The 16,807-nt window shown below is 72.1% G+C and carries 15 protein-coding genes; 11 read left to right on the top strand and 4 right to left on the bottom strand.

Annotated features, from left to right (window positions below):
* Positions 1–945, top strand: coding sequence for an NADP-dependent oxidoreductase (locus P0L94_02135; GenBank protein WES64881.1), 945 nt, complete (start codon positions 1–3; stop codon positions 943–945).
* 36 nt (positions 946–981) lie between these two features.
* Here P0L94_02135 and P0L94_02130 read toward each other — a convergent pair whose 3' ends face one another.
* Positions 982–1,836 (bottom strand): sulfurtransferase, encoded by an 855-nt coding sequence (locus P0L94_02130; protein WES64880.1) that lies wholly within the window; start codon positions 1,834–1,836, stop codon positions 982–984.
* 89 nt (positions 1,837–1,925) lie between these two features.
* Between P0L94_02130 and P0L94_02125 the strand changes: the two genes are divergently transcribed.
* Positions 1,926–3,236, top strand: a complete 1,311-nt coding sequence (locus tag P0L94_02125; GenBank protein ID WES64879.1) for a PLP-dependent transferase — start codon at positions 1,926–1,928, stop codon at positions 3,234–3,236.
* A gap of 21 nt (positions 3,237–3,257) precedes the next feature.
* On the opposite strand, the gene P0L94_02120 is transcribed toward P0L94_02125, so the two are convergent.
* Complete coding sequence (locus tag P0L94_02120; protein ID WES64878.1) at positions 3,258–4,586, bottom strand: M20/M25/M40 family metallo-hydrolase; 1,329 nt, start codon at positions 4,584–4,586, stop codon at positions 3,258–3,260.
* Between the two features lie 64 nt (positions 4,587–4,650).
* Between P0L94_02120 and P0L94_02115 the strand changes: the two genes are divergently transcribed.
* The 9 genes from P0L94_02115 to P0L94_02075 all read left to right on the top strand — a co-directional run bounded on the left by P0L94_02115 (position 4,651) and on the right by P0L94_02075 (position 14,480).
* Positions 4,651–5,634: a Gfo/Idh/MocA family oxidoreductase gene (locus tag P0L94_02115; GenBank protein WES64877.1), complete on the top strand. Its 984-nt coding sequence runs from the start codon at positions 4,651–4,653 to the stop codon at positions 5,632–5,634.
* 1 nt (position 5,635) lies between these two features.
* Positions 5,636–6,493 carry an NYN domain-containing protein gene (locus P0L94_02110; protein WES64876.1) on the top strand — a complete coding sequence of 286 codons (858 nt, stop codon included), beginning with the start codon at positions 5,636–5,638 and terminating at the stop codon, positions 6,491–6,493.
* A 43-nt stretch (positions 6,494–6,536) separates the two neighbouring features.
* A complete protein-coding gene (locus P0L94_02105) occupies positions 6,537–7,724 on the top strand; it encodes an ROK family transcriptional regulator (GenBank protein WES64875.1) in 1,188 nt (395 codons plus the stop codon).
* A 29-nt stretch (positions 7,725–7,753) separates the two neighbouring features.
* Complete coding sequence (locus P0L94_02100; protein ID WES64874.1) at positions 7,754–8,803, top strand: substrate-binding domain-containing protein; 1,050 nt, start codon at positions 7,754–7,756, stop codon at positions 8,801–8,803.
* A gap of 75 nt (positions 8,804–8,878) precedes the next feature.
* Positions 8,879–9,763, top strand: a complete 885-nt coding sequence (locus P0L94_02095; protein ID WES64873.1) for an ATP-binding cassette domain-containing protein — start codon at positions 8,879–8,881, stop codon at positions 9,761–9,763.
* Positions 9,760–11,004 carry a hypothetical protein gene (locus P0L94_02090; protein ID WES64872.1) on the top strand — a complete coding sequence of 415 codons (1,245 nt, stop codon included), beginning with the start codon at positions 9,760–9,762 and terminating at the stop codon, positions 11,002–11,004. Before P0L94_02095 ends, P0L94_02090 begins: the two co-directional genes overlap by 4 nt.
* Positions 11,005–11,251: 247 nt before the next feature.
* Positions 11,252–12,328 (top strand): substrate-binding domain-containing protein, encoded by a 1,077-nt coding sequence (locus P0L94_02085; protein ID WES64871.1) that lies wholly within the window; start codon positions 11,252–11,254, stop codon positions 12,326–12,328.
* Positions 12,329–12,405: 77 nt separating this feature from the next.
* Positions 12,406–13,212: an ATP-binding cassette domain-containing protein gene (locus tag P0L94_02080; GenBank protein ID WES64870.1), complete on the top strand. Its 807-nt coding sequence runs from the start codon at positions 12,406–12,408 to the stop codon at positions 13,210–13,212.
* Entirely contained in the window at positions 13,209–14,480 is a 1,272-nt protein-coding gene (locus P0L94_02075) for a hypothetical protein (GenBank protein WES64869.1), read from the top strand. The genes P0L94_02080 and P0L94_02075 overlap by 4 nt, the downstream gene beginning before the upstream one ends.
* Before the next feature lie 48 nt (positions 14,481–14,528).
* Here the strand turns inward: P0L94_02075 and P0L94_02070 are convergent, their stop codons facing one another.
* Together P0L94_02070 and P0L94_02065 are read right to left on the bottom strand one after the other, a co-directional pair.
* Positions 14,529–15,224, bottom strand: coding sequence for an NAD-dependent deacylase (locus P0L94_02070; protein WES64868.1), 696 nt, complete (start codon positions 15,222–15,224; stop codon positions 14,529–14,531).
* Between the two features lie 31 nt (positions 15,225–15,255).
* On the bottom strand, positions 15,256–16,788 hold the full coding sequence (locus P0L94_02065; protein WES64867.1) for an ATP-dependent DNA ligase: 1,533 nt from the start codon (positions 16,786–16,788) through the stop codon (positions 15,256–15,258).
* Between the last annotated feature and the right edge of the window lie 19 nt (positions 16,789–16,807).

Genomic DNA, 16,807 nt, shown 5'->3' with positions numbered 1-16,807 from the left:
ATGCCCCACGCGATCGTCTACACCGAGTTCGGCAGCCCCGACGTGCTGCGCCTGTCCGACATCGACCCCGTCGCACCGGATGCGGGCGAGGTCGCGATCCGGGTCGAGGCGGCGGGGGTGAACCCCATCGACGCCAAGCTGCGCGCCGGGATGCGTCCGTCCGGTCCGATCCGCACGCCGCGACGCGTGGGCGCCGACGGCGCGGGCGTCGTCACGGCGGTCGGCGACGGCGTGGAGGGTCTGCGCGCCGGCGAGCCGGTGGTGTTCTTCGGAGCCGCCGGGGCGTACGCCGACGAGATCACGCTGGCCGCCGACCGCGTCGTGCCCCGACCGGCGTCGGTGAGCGCCGAGGACGGCGCCGGCGTCGGCATCCCGGCCGGCACCGCCTATCAGGTGCTGCGCTCGCTCGCCGTCGGCGACGGCGACACGCTGCTCCTGCACGGCGGCTCCGGGGCCGTCGGGCAGGCCGCCGTCCAGTTCGCCGTGATGTGGGGCGCTCGGGTCATCGCGACGAGCTCGCCGGCCCGTGCCGACAGCGTCGCCGCCCTCGGCGCCGAGCCCGTGGCCTACGGCGACGGCCTGGCCGACCGCGTGCGCGCTCTCGCGCCCGGCGGCGTGACCGTCGCCCTCGACGCCGCGGGGACCGACGAGGCCCTCGCGGTCTCGCGCGATCTCGTGATCGACCCGGCGCGCGCCGCGACGATCGTCCGAGGGCGAGACGCCGCCGGCTACGGCCTGCGCGCCTTCGGAGGTGGCAGCCCCGATCCGCTGTCGCAGCGCGCGCTGGCGTGGCGCGTCGAGGCGGTCCCCGTCACGCTGGCCCTGCTGGCGGCAGGCGGCTTCACGGTCGAGCACGGACCGTCGCTGCCGCTGGCGTCCGCCGCCGAGGCCCACCGCCTCGTCGAGGCGGGCACCGCGGGCAAGATCACCCTGCGCCCGGCATGAGGGGCCGGTGCGTCCGGCGGTGACAGCCGGCGGCGCTCAGTCGGGCTCGACGCGACCCGACGGCGTCGGGCCCGTCGCCACGGCGCGCCCGCGCGTGTTCGACCACTGACTCCACGAGCCCGCGTACACCGTGACGTCGACCCCGGCAAGCGCACCGGCGAGCGCCGTGTGCGCGGCCGTGACACCCGATCCGCAGTAGGCCGCGACGGCGGCGCCCGGCAGGGCGCCGGCCGCCGCGAACGACGCCGCGATCACGGCCGGATCGCGGAACAGCCCGCCGTCCAGGTGGAGCGTCGTGGGCAGGTTCACGGCGCCGGGGATATGCCCGGCGCGCGGATCCATCGGCTCGGTGTCGCCGCGGTACCGCTCGGCGGCGCGGACGTCCAGCAGCACGCCCTCATCCGGCCACGCGGCCGCGGCGTCGATGCCGATCGATCCGTCGGAGATGTCGCGCAGTCGGACATCCCCCGGCCGCTGACGCACATCGCCGGTCTCGACGGGCAGGCCCGCCGCCGTCCACGCGCGCAGGCCGCCGTCGAGCACCCGCACATCGGCGACGCCCGACCGCGACAGGAGCCACCACGCGCGTGCCGCGGCCACCGACCGCACGTCGTCGTAGGCGACCACGATGTCGCCGTCGTTCACCCCCCAGCGCTGGGCCGCCGCCTCGAGATCGGCGCGCTCCGGCAGCGGGTGGCGCCCGTCCTGCGGCTCGCCCCGCCGCGACAGCTCGCGATCCAGATCGACGTACACGGCCCCCGGCAGATGGCCGGAGACGTAGTCGGGACGACCCTCGGGACGATCCAGACGCCACCGCACGTCCAGCAGCCGCACCGGCGCCCCGGCGGCGAGCAGGGCTTCGAGTTCTGACGGGGCGATCAGCAGAGACATCCCTCCATCGTGCACGCTGATGACGGGCCGGGCGCAACAGTTCGACACACGGTGCGGGCGCCTCGGCCGCCCCTGGCGAGAATGGGATCATGCCCGACTCCGGTCCCCCGCGCGCGTTCGCGACCACCCAGGTGCAGGCGGGTCACGCCCCGACCGCACCGCACAGCCCGGCGGTGCCGGCGATCTATCAGTCGAACGCGTTCGAGTTCCCATCGCTGAGCGACGCGCGCGATCGCTTCGCGCTGCGGCAGGAGGGCGACATCTACAGCCGTGCGGCCAATCCCACCGTCGCGGTGTTCGAGGAGCGCATGGCGGCGCTCGAGGGCGGTGTCGCGGCGGCGGGCGTGGCGTCGGGCCAGGCGGCCGTCGCCCTCGCTCTGCTCGCGCTCGCACGCGCGGGCGACCACATCGTGGCGGCCTCGCAGCTGTACGGCGGCACCGTGGACCTGCTCGGCGACACATTCGCCGGCTGGGGCATCGACGTCACCTTCGTGGACCAGGACGACCCGGAGGCATGGTCGGGCGCGGCCCGGCCCGAGACGAAGGCGTTCTTCGCAGAGTCCGTCACCAATCCCCTCGCGCAGGTGCTCGACACCCGGGCCGTCGCCGACCGCGCACACGCCGCCGGCGTCCCGCTGGTCATCGACAACACCGTGGCGACGCCGTATCTGCAGCGCGTGAAGGACCACGGCGCCGACATCGCCGTGCACTCGGCGACGAAGTTCGTCGGTGGCCACGGCTCGGCCCTCGGCGGCGCGGTGGTGGACCTCGGCACGTTCGACTTCGCCGCGGATCCCGCCAGGTGGCCGCAGCTGTCCGAGCCCTACGCGCGCGTGCCCGGCGGGGGGCTCCTGGAGCGCTTCGGGTCCAAGGCCTACATCACGCTGGTCAAGACCAAGTACTCCCACGACCTCGGCCCGTCGCTGTCCGCCCTCGGCGCCTTCCAGCTGCTGCAGGGGCTCGAGACGCTCGATCTGCGCATGGCCCGCCACAGCGCCTCGGCCGCCGCCGTCGCCGCCTTCCTCGACGCCGATCCCCGCGTCGCGCGCGTGCACCACCCGAGCCTGCCCACGAGCCCGTGGCACGCGAACGCGGAGCGCTACCTGCCGCGCGGCGGCGCGTCGGTCTTCTCGTTCGACCTGCCCGCGACCGCCGATCCCGAGAGCGACTTCGCGCGCGCGGAGCGGTTCATCGCGGCTCTGAACGTCGTGCGCCTGGTCGCCAACATCGGCGACGCCCGCAGTCTCATCGCCCACCCCGCCTCCATGACGCACAGCCACATGACACCCGAGCAGCTCGCCGATTCCGGCATCGCGTGGACGACGCTGCGCCTGTCGATCGGCCTCGAGGACCCCGCCGACCTCATCGCCGACCTCGACGCCGCCCTGGGCGTGCTCTGAGCGGCGTCGGCCCCGAGCGGCTCAGCTGGCCTCGATGAAGGCGCGGTAGAAGGCGATGCCGCGCAGCCACGACCCCACCCGGATCCGCTCGTCGTGGGCGTGCAGCGCATCGCGCTCGGCCCGCGTGAGATGGAACGGCGTGAAGCGGTAGACGCTGGCGCAGATGCCGGCGAACCAGCGGCTGTCGCTGGCGCCGAGCTGGAGGTAGGGCAGGGTCGCGATGTCCTCGCCCAGGGCGCCCGCCACGGCGGTCGCGACCCTCCGCCATGCCGCGCCGCGCCACGGCGAGACCGGCGACGGATCGGATGCGCGGTGAACCCCGACCTCGATGGCGTCGTCGGCGATGACGCGCCGCACGCGCCGCACCGCGGCGTCGACGGTGTCGCCGGTGAGGAGGCGGATGTTCACCGCCGCCGTCGCCGTCGCCGCCAGGACATTCTCGCCGGGTGCTCCCGACAGTCGCGTGGCCACCGCGGTCGTGCGCACCGAGGCGTTCGTCTCGGGTCCGAGCGCGGCGAGCGCCCGAGCGACGAGGGGGCCGGTGACCGACAGGTGCTCGAAGACCCAGCGCAGCGGCTGAGGTGCGTGCGGCGCCACGCTGGCGAGCATCGCGCGCACCGCGGGCGAGATGCGCACGGGGAACGGCCGCCGCTGCAGCCGGTCGATCGCGCGGGCCAGTCGCGCCGTGGCCGGCATCGGCGGCGGTGTCGAGGCATGACCGCCGCTCTCGCGCGCGGTGAGGACGAGTGTCATGATCCCGCGCTCGGCGACACCCACCATCGCGGTGGGGATCGATACCCCGGGGATCACCCCGTCCACGACCGCGCCTCCCTCGTCGAGCACGACGGCCGGCTCCACGCCGCGCTCCCGCAGCGTCTCGGCGATCGTCCGGGCGCCCCCGCCCGCGGTCTCCTCGTTGTGTCCGAACGCGAGGTAGACGTCGTGCGCAGGTGCGAATCCGTCGCTCGCGAGCTCCTCGACGGCCTCGAGGATCGCCACGAGCGACCCCTTGTCGTCGATCGCGCCGCGCGCGTGGATCTCGGCGTCCTCGCCTTCTCCGGTCACCTCGGCCCCGAACGGCGGATGCCGCCAGTCCTCCTCGACCACCGGGACGACGTCCATGTGCGCCATCAGGACCGTGGGGCGCCCGGCGGCCGCGCCGGGCCAGCGATACAGCAGCGAGTGCCCGTCGACGACCTCGCGCTCCAGCGTCGCGTGCAGGACGGGGTAGAGGCGCTCGAGCGCCCGGTGGAACTCGTCGAACCGCGCCCACTCCACCCGCGCCTCATCGGCGTGGGAGACGGTCGGGATGCGCAGCAGCTCGCGCAGGCGCTCGACGGAAGAGGTCATCCTTCGAGCCTAGCCGCGGCGCGCGCAGGCCCCGGTCCGCTCCCGCGGTCGCTACGCTCGAAGGGTGACCGGACTCAGATGGGGCATCCTCGCCACCGGCGGCATCGCACACATGTTCACGCGCGACCTGCGCACCGCCGGACTCGACATCGCCGCCGTCGGCTCGCGTCGCGAAGAAGCCTCCCGCGCCTTCGCCGACGAGTTCGGCATGCCCCGCGCCCACGGCTCGTACGACGCGCTCGTGGCCGATCCCGACGTCGACATCCTCTACGTCGCGACGCCGCACCCGATGCACGCCGAGAACGCCCTGCTCGCCCTCGACGCCGGCAAGCACGTGCTCGTGGAGAAGCCCTTCACGCTCACCGGCGCCGAGGCCGAACGCATCCGTGACGCCGCGCGATCGCGCGGACTGCTGGCGATGGAGGCGATGTGGACGCGGTACCTGCCGCATATGCGGCGCATCCGCGAGATCGTCGCGTCCGGCGCGCTGGGCGAGGTGCGCGCGGTGTTCGCCGACCACACGCAGCGGATCTCGAGCGACCCCGCGCATCGGCTCAACAGCCTCGCCCTCGGCGGCGGCGCGCTGCTGGACCTCGGGGTGTACCCGATCTCGTTCGCGTGGGACATCCTCGGCGCGCCCGAGACGATCACCGCCCGCGCGCGCCTGGGTGAGACGGGTGCCGACGCCGAGGTGGCCACGATCCTCACCCATGCCGGCGGAGCAGTGTCGACCTCGCTGTCGTCGTCGCGGGCCGCGGGGCCCAACACCGCACACATCGTCGGCACCGAGGCCCGCATCGACATCGACCGCGTCTGGTACAACGCAACCTCGTTCCGGCTCACCGCTCCCGACGGCACGATCCTCGAGGAGTACCGCTCGGACATCGCCGGACGCGGCATGCAGTTCCAGGCGCTGGCCGCTGAGGAGGCCGTCGCCTCGGGCCGGTTCGACAGCGCGGAGCTGCCCCTCGACGAGACGGTGGCGATCATGGGGACCCTCGACGAGATCCGCCGGCAGATCGGCGTCGTGTACCCCGGAGAGGACTGACGTGCCCGACCTCCAGGACCCGCGTGTGGCGGTCTACCTCGACTTCGACAACATCGTCATGAGCTGGTACGACCGCGTCCACGGCAAGAGCAGCTACATGCGCGACCGGCAGAAGAAGTCCGACGAGGAGTTCGCCGATGCGCTCGCGGCGGCGCGCGTCGACGTCGGCGCGATCATCGACTACGCCGCGTCGTTCGGGACCCTCGTGCTCACCCGCGCCTACGCCGACTGGTCGTCTCCGGTGAACGCGAAGTACCGCGATCAGCTCGTGGGCCGCGCCGTCGACCTGGTGCAGCTGTTCCCCGCCGCGGCCTACGCCAAGAACGGCGCCGACATCCGCCTCGCCGTGGATGCCGTCGAGGACATGTTCCGCCTCCCCGACCTGACGCACGTCGTCATCGTCGCCGGGGATTCCGACTACGTCCCTCTCGCGCAGCGATGCAAGCGCCTGGGGCGCGTCGTCGTGGGCGTGGGCGTCGCCGGCTCCACCGCGAAGTCGCTCGCGGCGGCGTGCGATCAGTTCGACACCTACGACTCCCTGCCCGGCGTGGCGGCCCCGCCCGCCGCCGCGCCCGCCAAGGACTCCTCCTCGCGCGGATCGCGCAAGAAGACCGCCAAGGCCGACCCGGCCGCCGACCTGCTCGAGCGGGCCCTGCGGCTGGAGACCGAGCGCACCGACGACGAGTGGGTGCACGCGTCGGCCCTCAAGAGCCTGCTGCGGCGCATGGACCCCTCGTTCAGCGAGAAGTCCCTCGGCCACAAGAGCTTCACCGACTACATCGCCGCCCATCCGAAGGTCGCCGAGGTCAAGGAGGACGGCAACGTGCGGCTGATCCGCCTGGCGGCCGAGCGCCGCTGAGCGGGTCCGACTGAGCCGGAAGGCCGTCCGGTACAGTGAGCGTGTGGCACGCCGTGGAGTCCCGCCCGGCTCGCAGTCGTCTCTGCGAGAGGCCAATCGCGCCCGAGTGGTGGAGTCCCTCAAACGCCACGGGCGTCTGACGCAGGTCGAGCTCGCCGGCAGCACCGGGCTCTCCCCCGCCACGGTGTCCAACATCGTCAAGGAGCTCGCCGCCTCGGGGATCCTGCACACGTCGGTCACCTCGCGCAGCGGGCGACGCGCGACATTGGTCTCGCTCGCCCGGCAGGTGGGCCTCGTCGCTGGCGTCCATTTCAGCTCCCGGCACCTGCGCATCGCCATCGCCGACGCGACCCGCACGATCGTCAGCCAGTCGACGCTGCCGCTGGCTCTCGACCACCGCGCCGACGCCGAACTCGAGCGGCTCACGCTCCTGCTGAGCGACATGATGGAGTCGCTGGGCGGAAGCGTCGCGGATCTGCACGCGATCGGGCTCGCCGTGCCCGCACCCGTGGATCCCCACACCGGCATGGTGTCCACCGTGGGCCTGCTGCGCGGGTGGGAGGGCGTGGACATCGCCAAGAGCCTCACGCTGCGCATCGGCCGCCCGGTCTACGTCGACAGCGAGGCGAACCTCGGCGGTCTCGCGGAGGCCCGCGAGGGCGCCGCGCGCGAAGCCGCCTCCTCGGTCTTCATCCGCGCGGGCCACACCATCAGCGCGGGACTCGTCGTCGGCGGCGATCTCTTCCACGGAGTCAACGGCAAGGCCGGCCAGATCGGTCACGTCACCCTCGACGAGAACGGCCCCATCTGCCGCTGCAGCAACCGCGGCTGCCTCGAGACGTTCGCCGGCGGTCCGGCTCTGCTGTCGCTGTTCCCCCCGGGAGAGGGCATGCAGCGGCTGAGCGATCTGCTCAGCGCCGCGGAGGCCGGCGACAGCCGCTCGCGCCGCGTCATCGCCGACGCGGGCCGGCACATCGGGATCGCCGCGGCGAGCCTGTGCAACCTTCTCGATCCCGCCCTGATCGTCATGGGCGGCGAGCTGGCGCAGGCGGGCGAGATCCTCATGGCCCCCATGCGGCACTCCCTCGAGCGCACGGCCCTGCCCTCGACCGCGGGGCTTCCCGAGATCGTGGCGACGAGCTTCGGCGAGTGGGCGGAGGTGCGCGGTGCGATCGCCGTCGCCCTCGACCATGTCAGCGTCGACGCCGGCGCCGTGCCCATCACGGCGTGATGACGCGGTCCTGGCGAAGCCCGGGCCGTGTGGCGGCACGCGTCGGCCTGGCGATCACTGCGGTGCTCGCGGTGACCGGCCTCGCCGGCTGCGGCGCCGGGAGCGACGACGGCGATGAAGGCACGATCGCCCTCCTGCTCCCCGACGTCAAGACCGCCCGCTACGAGACGTTCGACCGGCCGCTGTTCGAGGCGCGGGTCGCCGAGCTGGGCGACTTCGCGGTGCTGTACTCGAACGCGGATCAGGACGCCGCCGAGCAGCAGCGTCAGGCGGAGTCTGCCCTGGCCGCCGGCACGGACGTGCTCGTGCTCGACCCGGTCGACGGTCGCGCATCGATCAGCATCGTCGCCATGGCCAATGCCCAGGGGGTTCCCGTGATCGCCTACGACCGCCTGGTCCAGGGCGGCGAGCTGGCGTACTACGTTTCGTTCGACAACGAGAAGGTGGGCGTTCTGCAGGCCGAGGAATTCGTCGCCGCCGTCGAGACCGAATACGGCGAGGGCGCCGGCGTCCTCATGGTCAACGGCTCGCCCACCGACGGCAATGCGGCCCTGTTCCGCTCCGGCGCGCACAGCGTCATCGACGCGAGCGGTCTGCGCATCCTCGCCGAGTACAGCACGCCGGACTGGAGCCCGGACAAGGCGCAGGACTGGGTGGCGGGACAGATCGCGCAGTTCGGCGACGACATCTCGGGGGTATACGCCGCGAACGACGGCACCGCCAGCGGTGCCGTCGCCGCGCTGAAGGCGGCCAACGCGTCCCCGTGGCCGGTCATCACGGGCCAGGACGCCGAGCTGACCGCGATCCAGCGAATCCTGACCGGCGACCAGCACATGACCGTCTACAAGGCGATCGGACGGCAGGCCGAGCGCGCCGCCGATGTCGCCGTCGCGCTCATCCGGGGCGAGGAGGTGACCGCGCCGCTCGAGGTCGACGGGACCCCGACGACGCTTCTCGAGCCGGTCGCCGTGACGATCGACAACATCATGGAGACCGTCGTGGCCGACGGCTTCTGGAGCGTCGACGACATCTGCACGGACGAGTATGCACAGGCGTGCGCGGCGGCGGGAGTCGGCTGATAACGTTGTGCGCCCCGACGGCGCACGCCGATCGCCGGGCGCCGGAACCGGCTCGGGAGGGCGGGAAGGATGACGATGGAGTCGCCAGCGGGCCTGCGGGGTCGACGGACGCGCGAACCCGTGCTGTCGATGCGAGGCATCTCGAAGCGCTTCGGCGCCGTCAGGGCGCTCAGCGACGTCGATTTCTGGGTCGACGAGGGAGAGGTCGTCGCCCTCGTCGGCGACAACGGCGCCGGCAAGTCCACCCTCGTGAAGATCCTCGCGGGCGTGCATCCGCCCGATGCCGGGGTCATCGAGTTCGACGGCGAGCGCATTCACATCGACGACCCCGCCGACGCGCAGGATCTCGGGATCGCCACCGTCTTCCAGGACCTCGCCCTGTGCGACAACCTCGATGTCGTGGGCAACCTGTGGCTGGGACAGGAGCTGCGCACCGGGGGGCGGCTCGACGAGGTCGAGATGGAGCAGCGGACGTGGATGCTGCTGCGGGAGCTGTCGGCGAAGGTCCCGTCGGTGCGCGTGCCGGTCGCGTCGCTGTCGGGCGGGCAGCGGCAGACCGTCGCCATCGCAAGAAGCCTCGTGGGCGATCCGCGCATCGTCATCCTCGACGAGCCGACGGCGGCCCTCGGCGTCGCTCAGACCGCCGAGGTGCTCAGTCTCATCGAGCGTCTGCGCGAGCGGGGTCACGGCGTGGTGCTGATCAGCCACAACATGACCGACGTCATGGCCGTCGCCGATCGCGTCGTCGTGCTCCGGCTGGGACGCAACAACGGCGTGTTCAACGTCGTCGACGTCACCAGCGAGACGCTCATCGCCGCCATCACGGGGGCCGTCGACCACGGCGCCGCCGCCCGGGCCCGCGAGCATGCCACCCCCGAGGCGCGCGCGTCCGGCGTCATCCCCCTCCCCCGCTCGGGTGAGCGCCGGTCGGGGACGCCACGGCCGAAGGACCGGTCATGACCCGCAGCACCGGGACGACCACCGCCGATCTGCCCGAGGACGCCCTGCTCTCGGCGGGCGGCGTGCGACGGACCGCCCGCGCGTTCGTGGACCGCGTGCGCGGCGGCGACCTCGGCTCGCTCCCGGTCGTGGTGGGACTCGCCCTGATCTGGACCGTCTTCCAGACGCTGAACCCGGTGTTCCTCTCGAGCACGAACCTGGTCAACCTCACCATGCAGTGCGCGGCCATCGGCACGATCGCGCTCGGCGTCGTGCTGGTGCTCCTGGTCGGCGAGATCGACCTGTCCGTCGGCTCGGTCTCGGGGCTGGCGGCGGCCGTGCTCGCGGTCTCGTTCGTCCAGCTCGGCTGGAATCCGGTGCTCGCCCTGCTCGCCGCGATCGGGTCGGGAGCCGTCGCGGGCGCCTGCTACGGCTGGCTGTACACCCGCTTCGGCGTGCCGAGCTTCGTCATCACACTCGCGGGGCTCCTGGGCTTCCTCGGCGTTCAGCTGTGGGTCCTCGGGGACACCGGGTCGATCAATCTGCCGTTCGACTCATGGTTGGTCCGGTTCGCCCAGCAGATGTTCCTGCCCGCGTGGGCGTCGTATGCGATCGCGGCGGCCACGGTCGCCGCCTACGCCTGGACGCGCACGGCGCATGCCCGCCGTCGCGCGGCCGCCAACCTGGTCAGCCGCGGGTACGGCGAGATCGCGCTGCGGACGGGCGCCCTGGCCGTCGTCCTCTTCGTGGCCGCGTGGTACCTCAACCTCTCGCGCGGCGTCGGCGTGATGTTCCTGTTCTTCCTCGCCCTCGTGGTGGGCCTCGATTTCGCGCTGACCCGGACGCGCTGGGGCCGCGCCGTGTACGCCGTCGGAGGCTCGGTCGAGGCGACCAGGCGCGCCGGCATCCGGGTCGACCGGATCTACATGTCGGTCTTCGTCATGTGCTCCACGCTCGCCGCCGTCGGCGGCGTGCTGGCGGCGTCGCGGCTGGCGGCGGCGAATCAGAGCTCCGGCGCCGCCGATACCAATCTCAACGCGATCGCGGCCGCCGTCATCGGCGGCGCGAGTCTGTTCGGCGGCCGCGGAACGGCATATTCGGCGTTCCTCGGCATCCTCGTGATCCAGTCGATCTCGTCGGGTCTGACGCTCCTCAACCTCGATTCGTCGGTGCGGTACATGGTCACGGGCGTCGTTCTGGCTCTCGCCGTCATCGTCGATTCCCTGTCGCGCCGCACGCGCACCGCGACCGGGCGGGCATGAGTCCGTGGTTTCCGGTAACAAGTCGTGAACGAATGAGCATTCTGCTTATTGTTTCGGCCTCCATTGCTCTGATCTGCTGATTCTAACCTCGGTTATCACAGGCCTGAGGCGTGATCAATCCCCTCTTCCGGCGTTGCACAAGCGTTACATTCACGTCTTGACTTCAAGATGTGAACTCGGGAGTATCGCATTTGAAGAGGCCGTAACGGAACGGCCTGACATTTCCTTCAACGACGAAAGGCGAATGATGAAGAAGTCTTCACTCCTCGCTGCGCTCGCCCTCGGCGGGGCGGCCGCAGTCATGCTCGCGGGCTGTGCCGGCGGCGGCAGCGGCGACACGCCCAGCGACGGCGGCTCCGGCGAGGCCGCCGGGCTCGCGTGTGTGATCCTCCCCGACGCGGCATCGTCCCCGCGCTGGGAGAACTTCGACCGCAAGTACCTGCAGGAAGGTCTCGAGGCCGCCGGCTTCGACACCGACATCCAGAACGCGCAGGGCGATGTCAACAAGTACGCCACGATCGCCGACCAGCAGCTCACCAAGGGCTGCGGCGTCATGCTCCTGGTCGACTACCAGGGCGCCGCCGAGGCGGTCGCCGAGAAGGCCAGCGCCGAGGGCATCCCCGTGATCGCCTACGACCGTCCCTTCGCGGGCGCCGACTACTACGTGTCCTTCGACAACGTCGAGGTCGGCCGGCTCGAGGGCCAGACCGTCCTGGACGGCCTCGACGCCGCAGGTGTCGCACCCGCCGACGCGATCGTCGTCTACATGGGCGGCGACCCGACCGACGGCAACGCGGCGATGTTCAAGCAGGGCGCCGTCGAGGTCATGGAGGGCGCCGGCATCGCTCCGGCCGCCGAGCCTCCGGGGGTGTGGGACCAGGCGAAGTCCCAGACCAACTTCGAGCAGGCGCTGACGTCCCTGGACGGCAAGGTCGACGGCGTGTGGGTCGCCAACGACACCAACGCCGCCGGCGTCATCAAGGTGCTGCAGGACAACAACCTCACCGGCGTGGCGGTCTCGGGTCAGGACGCCAACGTCGCGGGTCTGCAGAACATCCTGCTGGGCTGGCAGACCGCGACGGTCTACAAGCCGGTGGCCGACGAGGCCGCGGCCGCGGTGGACACCGCCGTCTCGCTGCTCAACGGCGAAACCGTCTCGACGGATGCCGCCCTGGACGACGGCACGCCGTACGTGCAGGTGACCCCGGTGCTCGTCGGGCCGAACGAGGTCAAGGACGTCGTTGCGGCCGGCGACGCCGCGTACGACGATGTCTGCACGGCCGACGTGATGGCTGCCTGCGACGAGTACGGCGTCACCCCGTAACACCCCGTCGCGAGGACGCCGCGCCGACCAGGCGCGGCGTCCTCCGCGCACCCGACACATATCGCAAGGAAGCGAGCATGCCAGAAGCGACCGCCACTGCAGAGCCGATCATCGAACTGGTCGGCGTCAAGAAGGCCTTCGGTCCGGTCACCGTCCTCAAGGGCGTCGACCTCCAGGTCTATCCCGGCAAGGTGACCGCCCTCGTGGGCGACAACGGAGCCGGCAAGTCCACACTCATCAAAGGTCTCGCGGGAGTGCAGCCCTACGACGCGGGCGAGGTCCGCATCGACGGACGTCACCGCGACCTGCACACCCCCCGCGATGCCGGGCACCAGGGCATCGAGGTCGTCTACCAGGACCTCGCACTGTGCGACAACCTCGACATCGTCCAGAACATGTTCCTCGGGCGCGAAGAGCTCTCGTCGGGCACGTTCGACGAGGGACGCATGGAGAAGGAGGCGTCCGACACGCTGCGCTCCCTGTCGGTGCGCACCGTGAAGTCCGTCAGGCAGAAGGTCTCGAGCCTGTCGGGCGGCCAGCGTCAGACCGTCGCCATCGCCCGCGCAGTGCTGAAGAAGGCCCGCGTGGTGATCCTCGACGAGCCCACCGCCGCGCTCGGCGTCGCCCAGACCGAGCAGGTGCTGAACCTCGTCCGGCGCCTCGCCGACTCCGGCGTCGCCGTGATCCTCATCAGCCACAACCTCGCCGACGTCTTCGCCGTCGCGGACGACATCGCGGTGCTGTACCTCGGCCAGATGGTCGCCCAGATCCCGACGTCGACCACCACGCGCGACGACGTCGTCGGATACATCACCGGGACCAAGACGCCCGAGGGCGTGGAGCACTTCGGCACCACCACGATCGTGACGGGAGACGCCTCGTGAGCACCGAGACCCGAACCAAGGCCGCTCCCGACCCCGTCGCCTCCGACCTCATCGGCAGCGGCACCGAGGGCGGACTCCTCGACCAGGTGCAGGCCTGGTGGCAGCGTGTGCGCTCCGGCGACATGGGGGCACTCCCCGCGATCGGCGGTCTGGTCGTGCTGGGCATCCTCTTCACGGTGCTGAGCCCGTACTTCCTCACCGAACGCAACTTCGCCAATCTGCTGAACCAGGCGGCGACCCTCGTCATGCTCGGCATGGCGCTGGTCTTCGTGCTGCTGCTGGGCGAGATCGACCTGTCGGCGGGCGTGACCGGCGGCGTCGCGATGGCACTCTTCGTCGTCCTCAACGCCGTCTTCGGGATCAACTGGGTCATCGCGCTCCTGATCGGCTTCGGCGTCGGCTTCGGAACCGGTGCGCTCATCGGGTTCTTCGTCGCGAGAGTGGGGATACCCTCGTTCGTGGTCACGCTGGGTCTGTTCCTGGGATACCAGGGCCTCGCGCTCCTGGTCATCGGCGAGGGCGGGCTGTACCGTCTGCAGGTGCCCGAGCTCATCGCGATCCAGAACGGCAACATGCCCGTGTGGGCCGGATGGACGATGCTCGCCGTCATGCTCGCGGTCTCGGCGGGCACGTCGTTCTGGGACCGCGCGCGGCGCACGCGAGCCGGCGTCCCCAACCGCACGATCACGCTGGTGTGGGCCAAACTCGCCGTCATCGCGGCCCTGGGCGGCACCGTCGTGTACGTCCTCAACCTCAACCGCGGCGTCGGCGTCAACACCGTCGAGGGCGTCCCGGTGATCCTGCCGATCGTGCTGGTGATCCTGTGGGTGGGCACGTTCGTGCTGGACCGCACGAAGTTCGGCCGCTACATCTACGCCATCGGCGGCAACGCCGAGGCGGCCCGCCGCTCGGGCGTCAAGGTCCGCTGGATCAAGTGGTGGGCGTTCGTCATCTGCTCGATGCTCGCGGTGCTCTCGGCGCTGTTCAGCGTCACCCGCGTGGGTTCGGTGGATGCGACGGTCGGACGCGACATCGTGCTCAGCGGCGTCGCGGCGGCCGTCGTCGGCGGCGTGAGCCTGTTCGGCGGCAAGGGGCGGCTCGTCCACGCCGCCATCGGCGCGCTCGTGATCGCCGTCATCACCAACGGTCTGGGGCTGCTGGGCCTGCCGGCGGGCATCAACCTGCTGGTGACCGGCTCGGTGCTGATCCTCGCGGCGACCGTCGACGCCCTGTCGCGGCTGCGGTCGGGCGGAGGCGTGCGGATCTGACGCACCGCGGTGCCGGGAGGGGCGCGCACGCGCTCCCCCGGCACCGCGTCACGTGCGGTCGGCCAGCACTTCCTCCACCCAAGCCGGCACCAGTGCGCCGGCCGGACCCGTGCGGGCGTCGTCGAACGGCACGAGCCCGTCGCTGGGCTCGAGGTTGAGCTCGACGGTGCGCGCTCCGAACGCCGAGGCCAGCGCGGCGTAGCCGGCGGCCGGGTACACCGAACCGGACGTGCCGATCGACACGAAGACGTCGCACGCCACGACGGCCTGTTCGATGCGGTCCAGCTCGTAGGGCAGCTCGCCGAACCACACGACGTCGGGGCGCAGGCTCGCCGCGCCGCATTCCGGACAGGGCGGCGCGCCGACGAGATCCTCCCGCCACTCCGGGCGCCGACCGCACGACGTGCACAGCGCCCGCAGGAGCTCGCCGTGCATGTGCACGAGGCGTCGGGTCCCGGCCCGCTCGTGGAGATCGTCGATGTTCTGCGTCACGATCAGCAGGTCCTCGCCGATCGCGCTCTCCAGCCGCGCGAGCGCGAGGTGCGCCGCGTTCGGACGGGTCGCCGCCACGGCGCGGCGGCGCGCGTCGTAGAACCGCTGCACCGTGTCGGGGTCGGCCTCGAACGCCTCGGGCGTCGCCACCTCCTCGACCCGGTGCCCCTCCCACAGCCCGCCGGCATCGCGGAAGGTGGCCACACCGCTCTCGGCCGAGATTCCGGCACCGGTCAGGACGACGACGCGCATACCGTCATCCTGGTGCCTGCGGCGGCATCCGTCACTCCTGTCCGGGCAGGAGCGCGCGAAGGGCGTCGATCGTGTCGGCCTCCTGCGCTGACTTGTCGGGCCGGTACCCGCGCACGCGCGCGAACCGCAGGGCCACGCCGCCGGGGTACCGCGTGGACCGCTGCACGCCGTCGATCGCGATCTCGACCACGGTCTCGGGCCGCACGTGCACGGCATGACGCGTCGCGCGGGTCTGCATGAGCGGGAAGTGCTCGGTCTGCCATGCCAGGAGCTCGTCGGTGAGGCCCTTGAAGGTCTTGCCCACCATGACGAATCCGCCCGGATCGCCGAAGCGGCCGTCGGCGTCGCGGGCGCCGAGGTGCAGGTTCGACAGCATGCCCGTGCGGCGCCCCGAGCCCCACTCCGCGGCGAGCACGACAAGGTCGAAGGTCAGCACCGGCTTCACCTTGAGCCACGCCTTCCCGCGCCGCCCGGCCGCATATGCCGACGCGGCATCCTTGACCATGACGCCCTCGTGCCCGGCGGCGAGCGCGCGTCGGGCGAAGGCTTCGGCAGCGACGGGATCGTCGGTGAGGATGCCGGGGACCAGCGCCTCCGGAGCGATGCGCTCCAGCACGGCGCGGCGCACGAGGAGTGGCTCGTCGATCAGGTCATCGCCGTCGAGGTGGAGCACGTCGAAGAACCACGGCCTGAGCGCGACCGCCGCCGCGTGCTCGGAGCCGAAGCGCGCCATCGTGTCCTGGAAGGCGCGGGGCGCGCCGGATTCGTCGAGAGCGAGCGTCTCGCCGTCGAGGATCACGTGCCGCGCGGGGAGGCCCCGCACCGCCTCGACGATCTCGGGCACCCGCACCGTGACGTCCGCGAGACTGCGCGTGTAGACCGTCACGTCGTCGTCCCGGCGGTGCACCTGGACGCGGGCGCCATCGAGCTTGACCTCGACGGAGGCCCGCCCGCCGACCGCCGAGAGCGCGTCGGTCGCCGACGACGCCGTCGAGGCGAGCATGGGCAGCACCGGCGTTCCCACCGCGAGCCCCACGGCGTCGAGGGCGTCGGGGTCGCCACCCAGCGCGATCAGCGCAGTGCCGCCCAGGTCGCCGGACAGCATCGCCGCGCGGCGCACCGTCGCGACGGGCCGCCCGGCGGCGGCCGCCACCGCGTCCAGGAGCACGCCCTCGACCGCTCCCGTCCGCAGCTCCCCCAGGATCACCCGCCGCAGCAGTCCCCACTCCCCGGCCGTCGCGCGCGCGGCCAGCCCGCGCAGCGCGTCGCGGCGCAGCGCCCCCGAGCCCGGACCGGCGGCCGCGGCCAGTGCAGTGAACGCTGCGTCGACGTCGCCGAGCGTCAGCGAGGGCGCCGCGGCATGCGTGACCTCGAGCGCATCCAGACCCCGCCAACCGACACCGAGTCGTCCCTGCCGCGGCCGCGCGAGGAGCAGGCCGACGGCCACGGGGACGTCGGCGGGCGCGAGAGCGCGCATGAACTCCGCGAGCGCCGCGACCTTCTCACGTCGCGCCGCGGTTGCGGCGACCGACTGCGTCGTCGCCAGAAGCCGGTGCAGCAGCATGGCACGATCATCGCACCGA

This window comes from Microbacter sp. GSS18 (assembly GCA_029319145.1).
Taxonomy (GTDB): Bacteria; Actinomycetota; Actinomycetes; order Actinomycetales; family Microbacteriaceae; genus Microbacterium.
Note: the sequence above shows the minus strand (reverse complement) of the source record. Positions and strands in the feature narration are given on the sequence as shown.

Excerpts from the sequence above, each read along its gene's own strand:
- P0L94_02130 (WES64880.1), bottom strand. The coding sequence starts at position 1,836 with ATGTCTCTGCTGATCGCCCCGTCAGAACTCGAAGCCCTGCTCGCCGCC.
- P0L94_02090 (WES64872.1), top strand. The coding sequence starts at position 9,760 with ATGACCCGCAGCACCGGGACGACCACCGCCGATCTGCCCGAGGACGCC.
- P0L94_02085 (WES64871.1), top strand. The coding sequence starts at position 11,252 with ATGAAGAAGTCTTCACTCCTCGCTGCGCTCGCCCTCGGCGGGGCGGCC.
- P0L94_02120 (WES64878.1), bottom strand. The coding sequence starts at position 4,586 with ATGACCTCTTCCGTCGAGCGCCTGCGCGAGCTGCTGCGCATCCCGACC.
- P0L94_02080 (WES64870.1), top strand. The coding sequence starts at position 12,406 with ATGCCAGAAGCGACCGCCACTGCAGAGCCGATCATCGAACTGGTCGGC.
- P0L94_02125 (WES64879.1), top strand. The coding sequence starts at position 1,926 with ATGCCCGACTCCGGTCCCCCGCGCGCGTTCGCGACCACCCAGGTGCAG.
- P0L94_02095 (WES64873.1), top strand. The coding sequence starts at position 8,879 with ATGGAGTCGCCAGCGGGCCTGCGGGGTCGACGGACGCGCGAACCCGTG.
- P0L94_02135 (WES64881.1), top strand. The coding sequence starts at position 1 with ATGCCCCACGCGATCGTCTACACCGAGTTCGGCAGCCCCGACGTGCTG.
- P0L94_02070 (WES64868.1), bottom strand. The coding sequence starts at position 15,224 with ATGCGCGTCGTCGTCCTGACCGGTGCCGGAATCTCGGCCGAGAGCGGT.
- P0L94_02065 (WES64867.1), bottom strand. The coding sequence starts at position 16,788 with ATGCTGCTGCACCGGCTTCTGGCGACGACGCAGTCGGTCGCCGCAACC.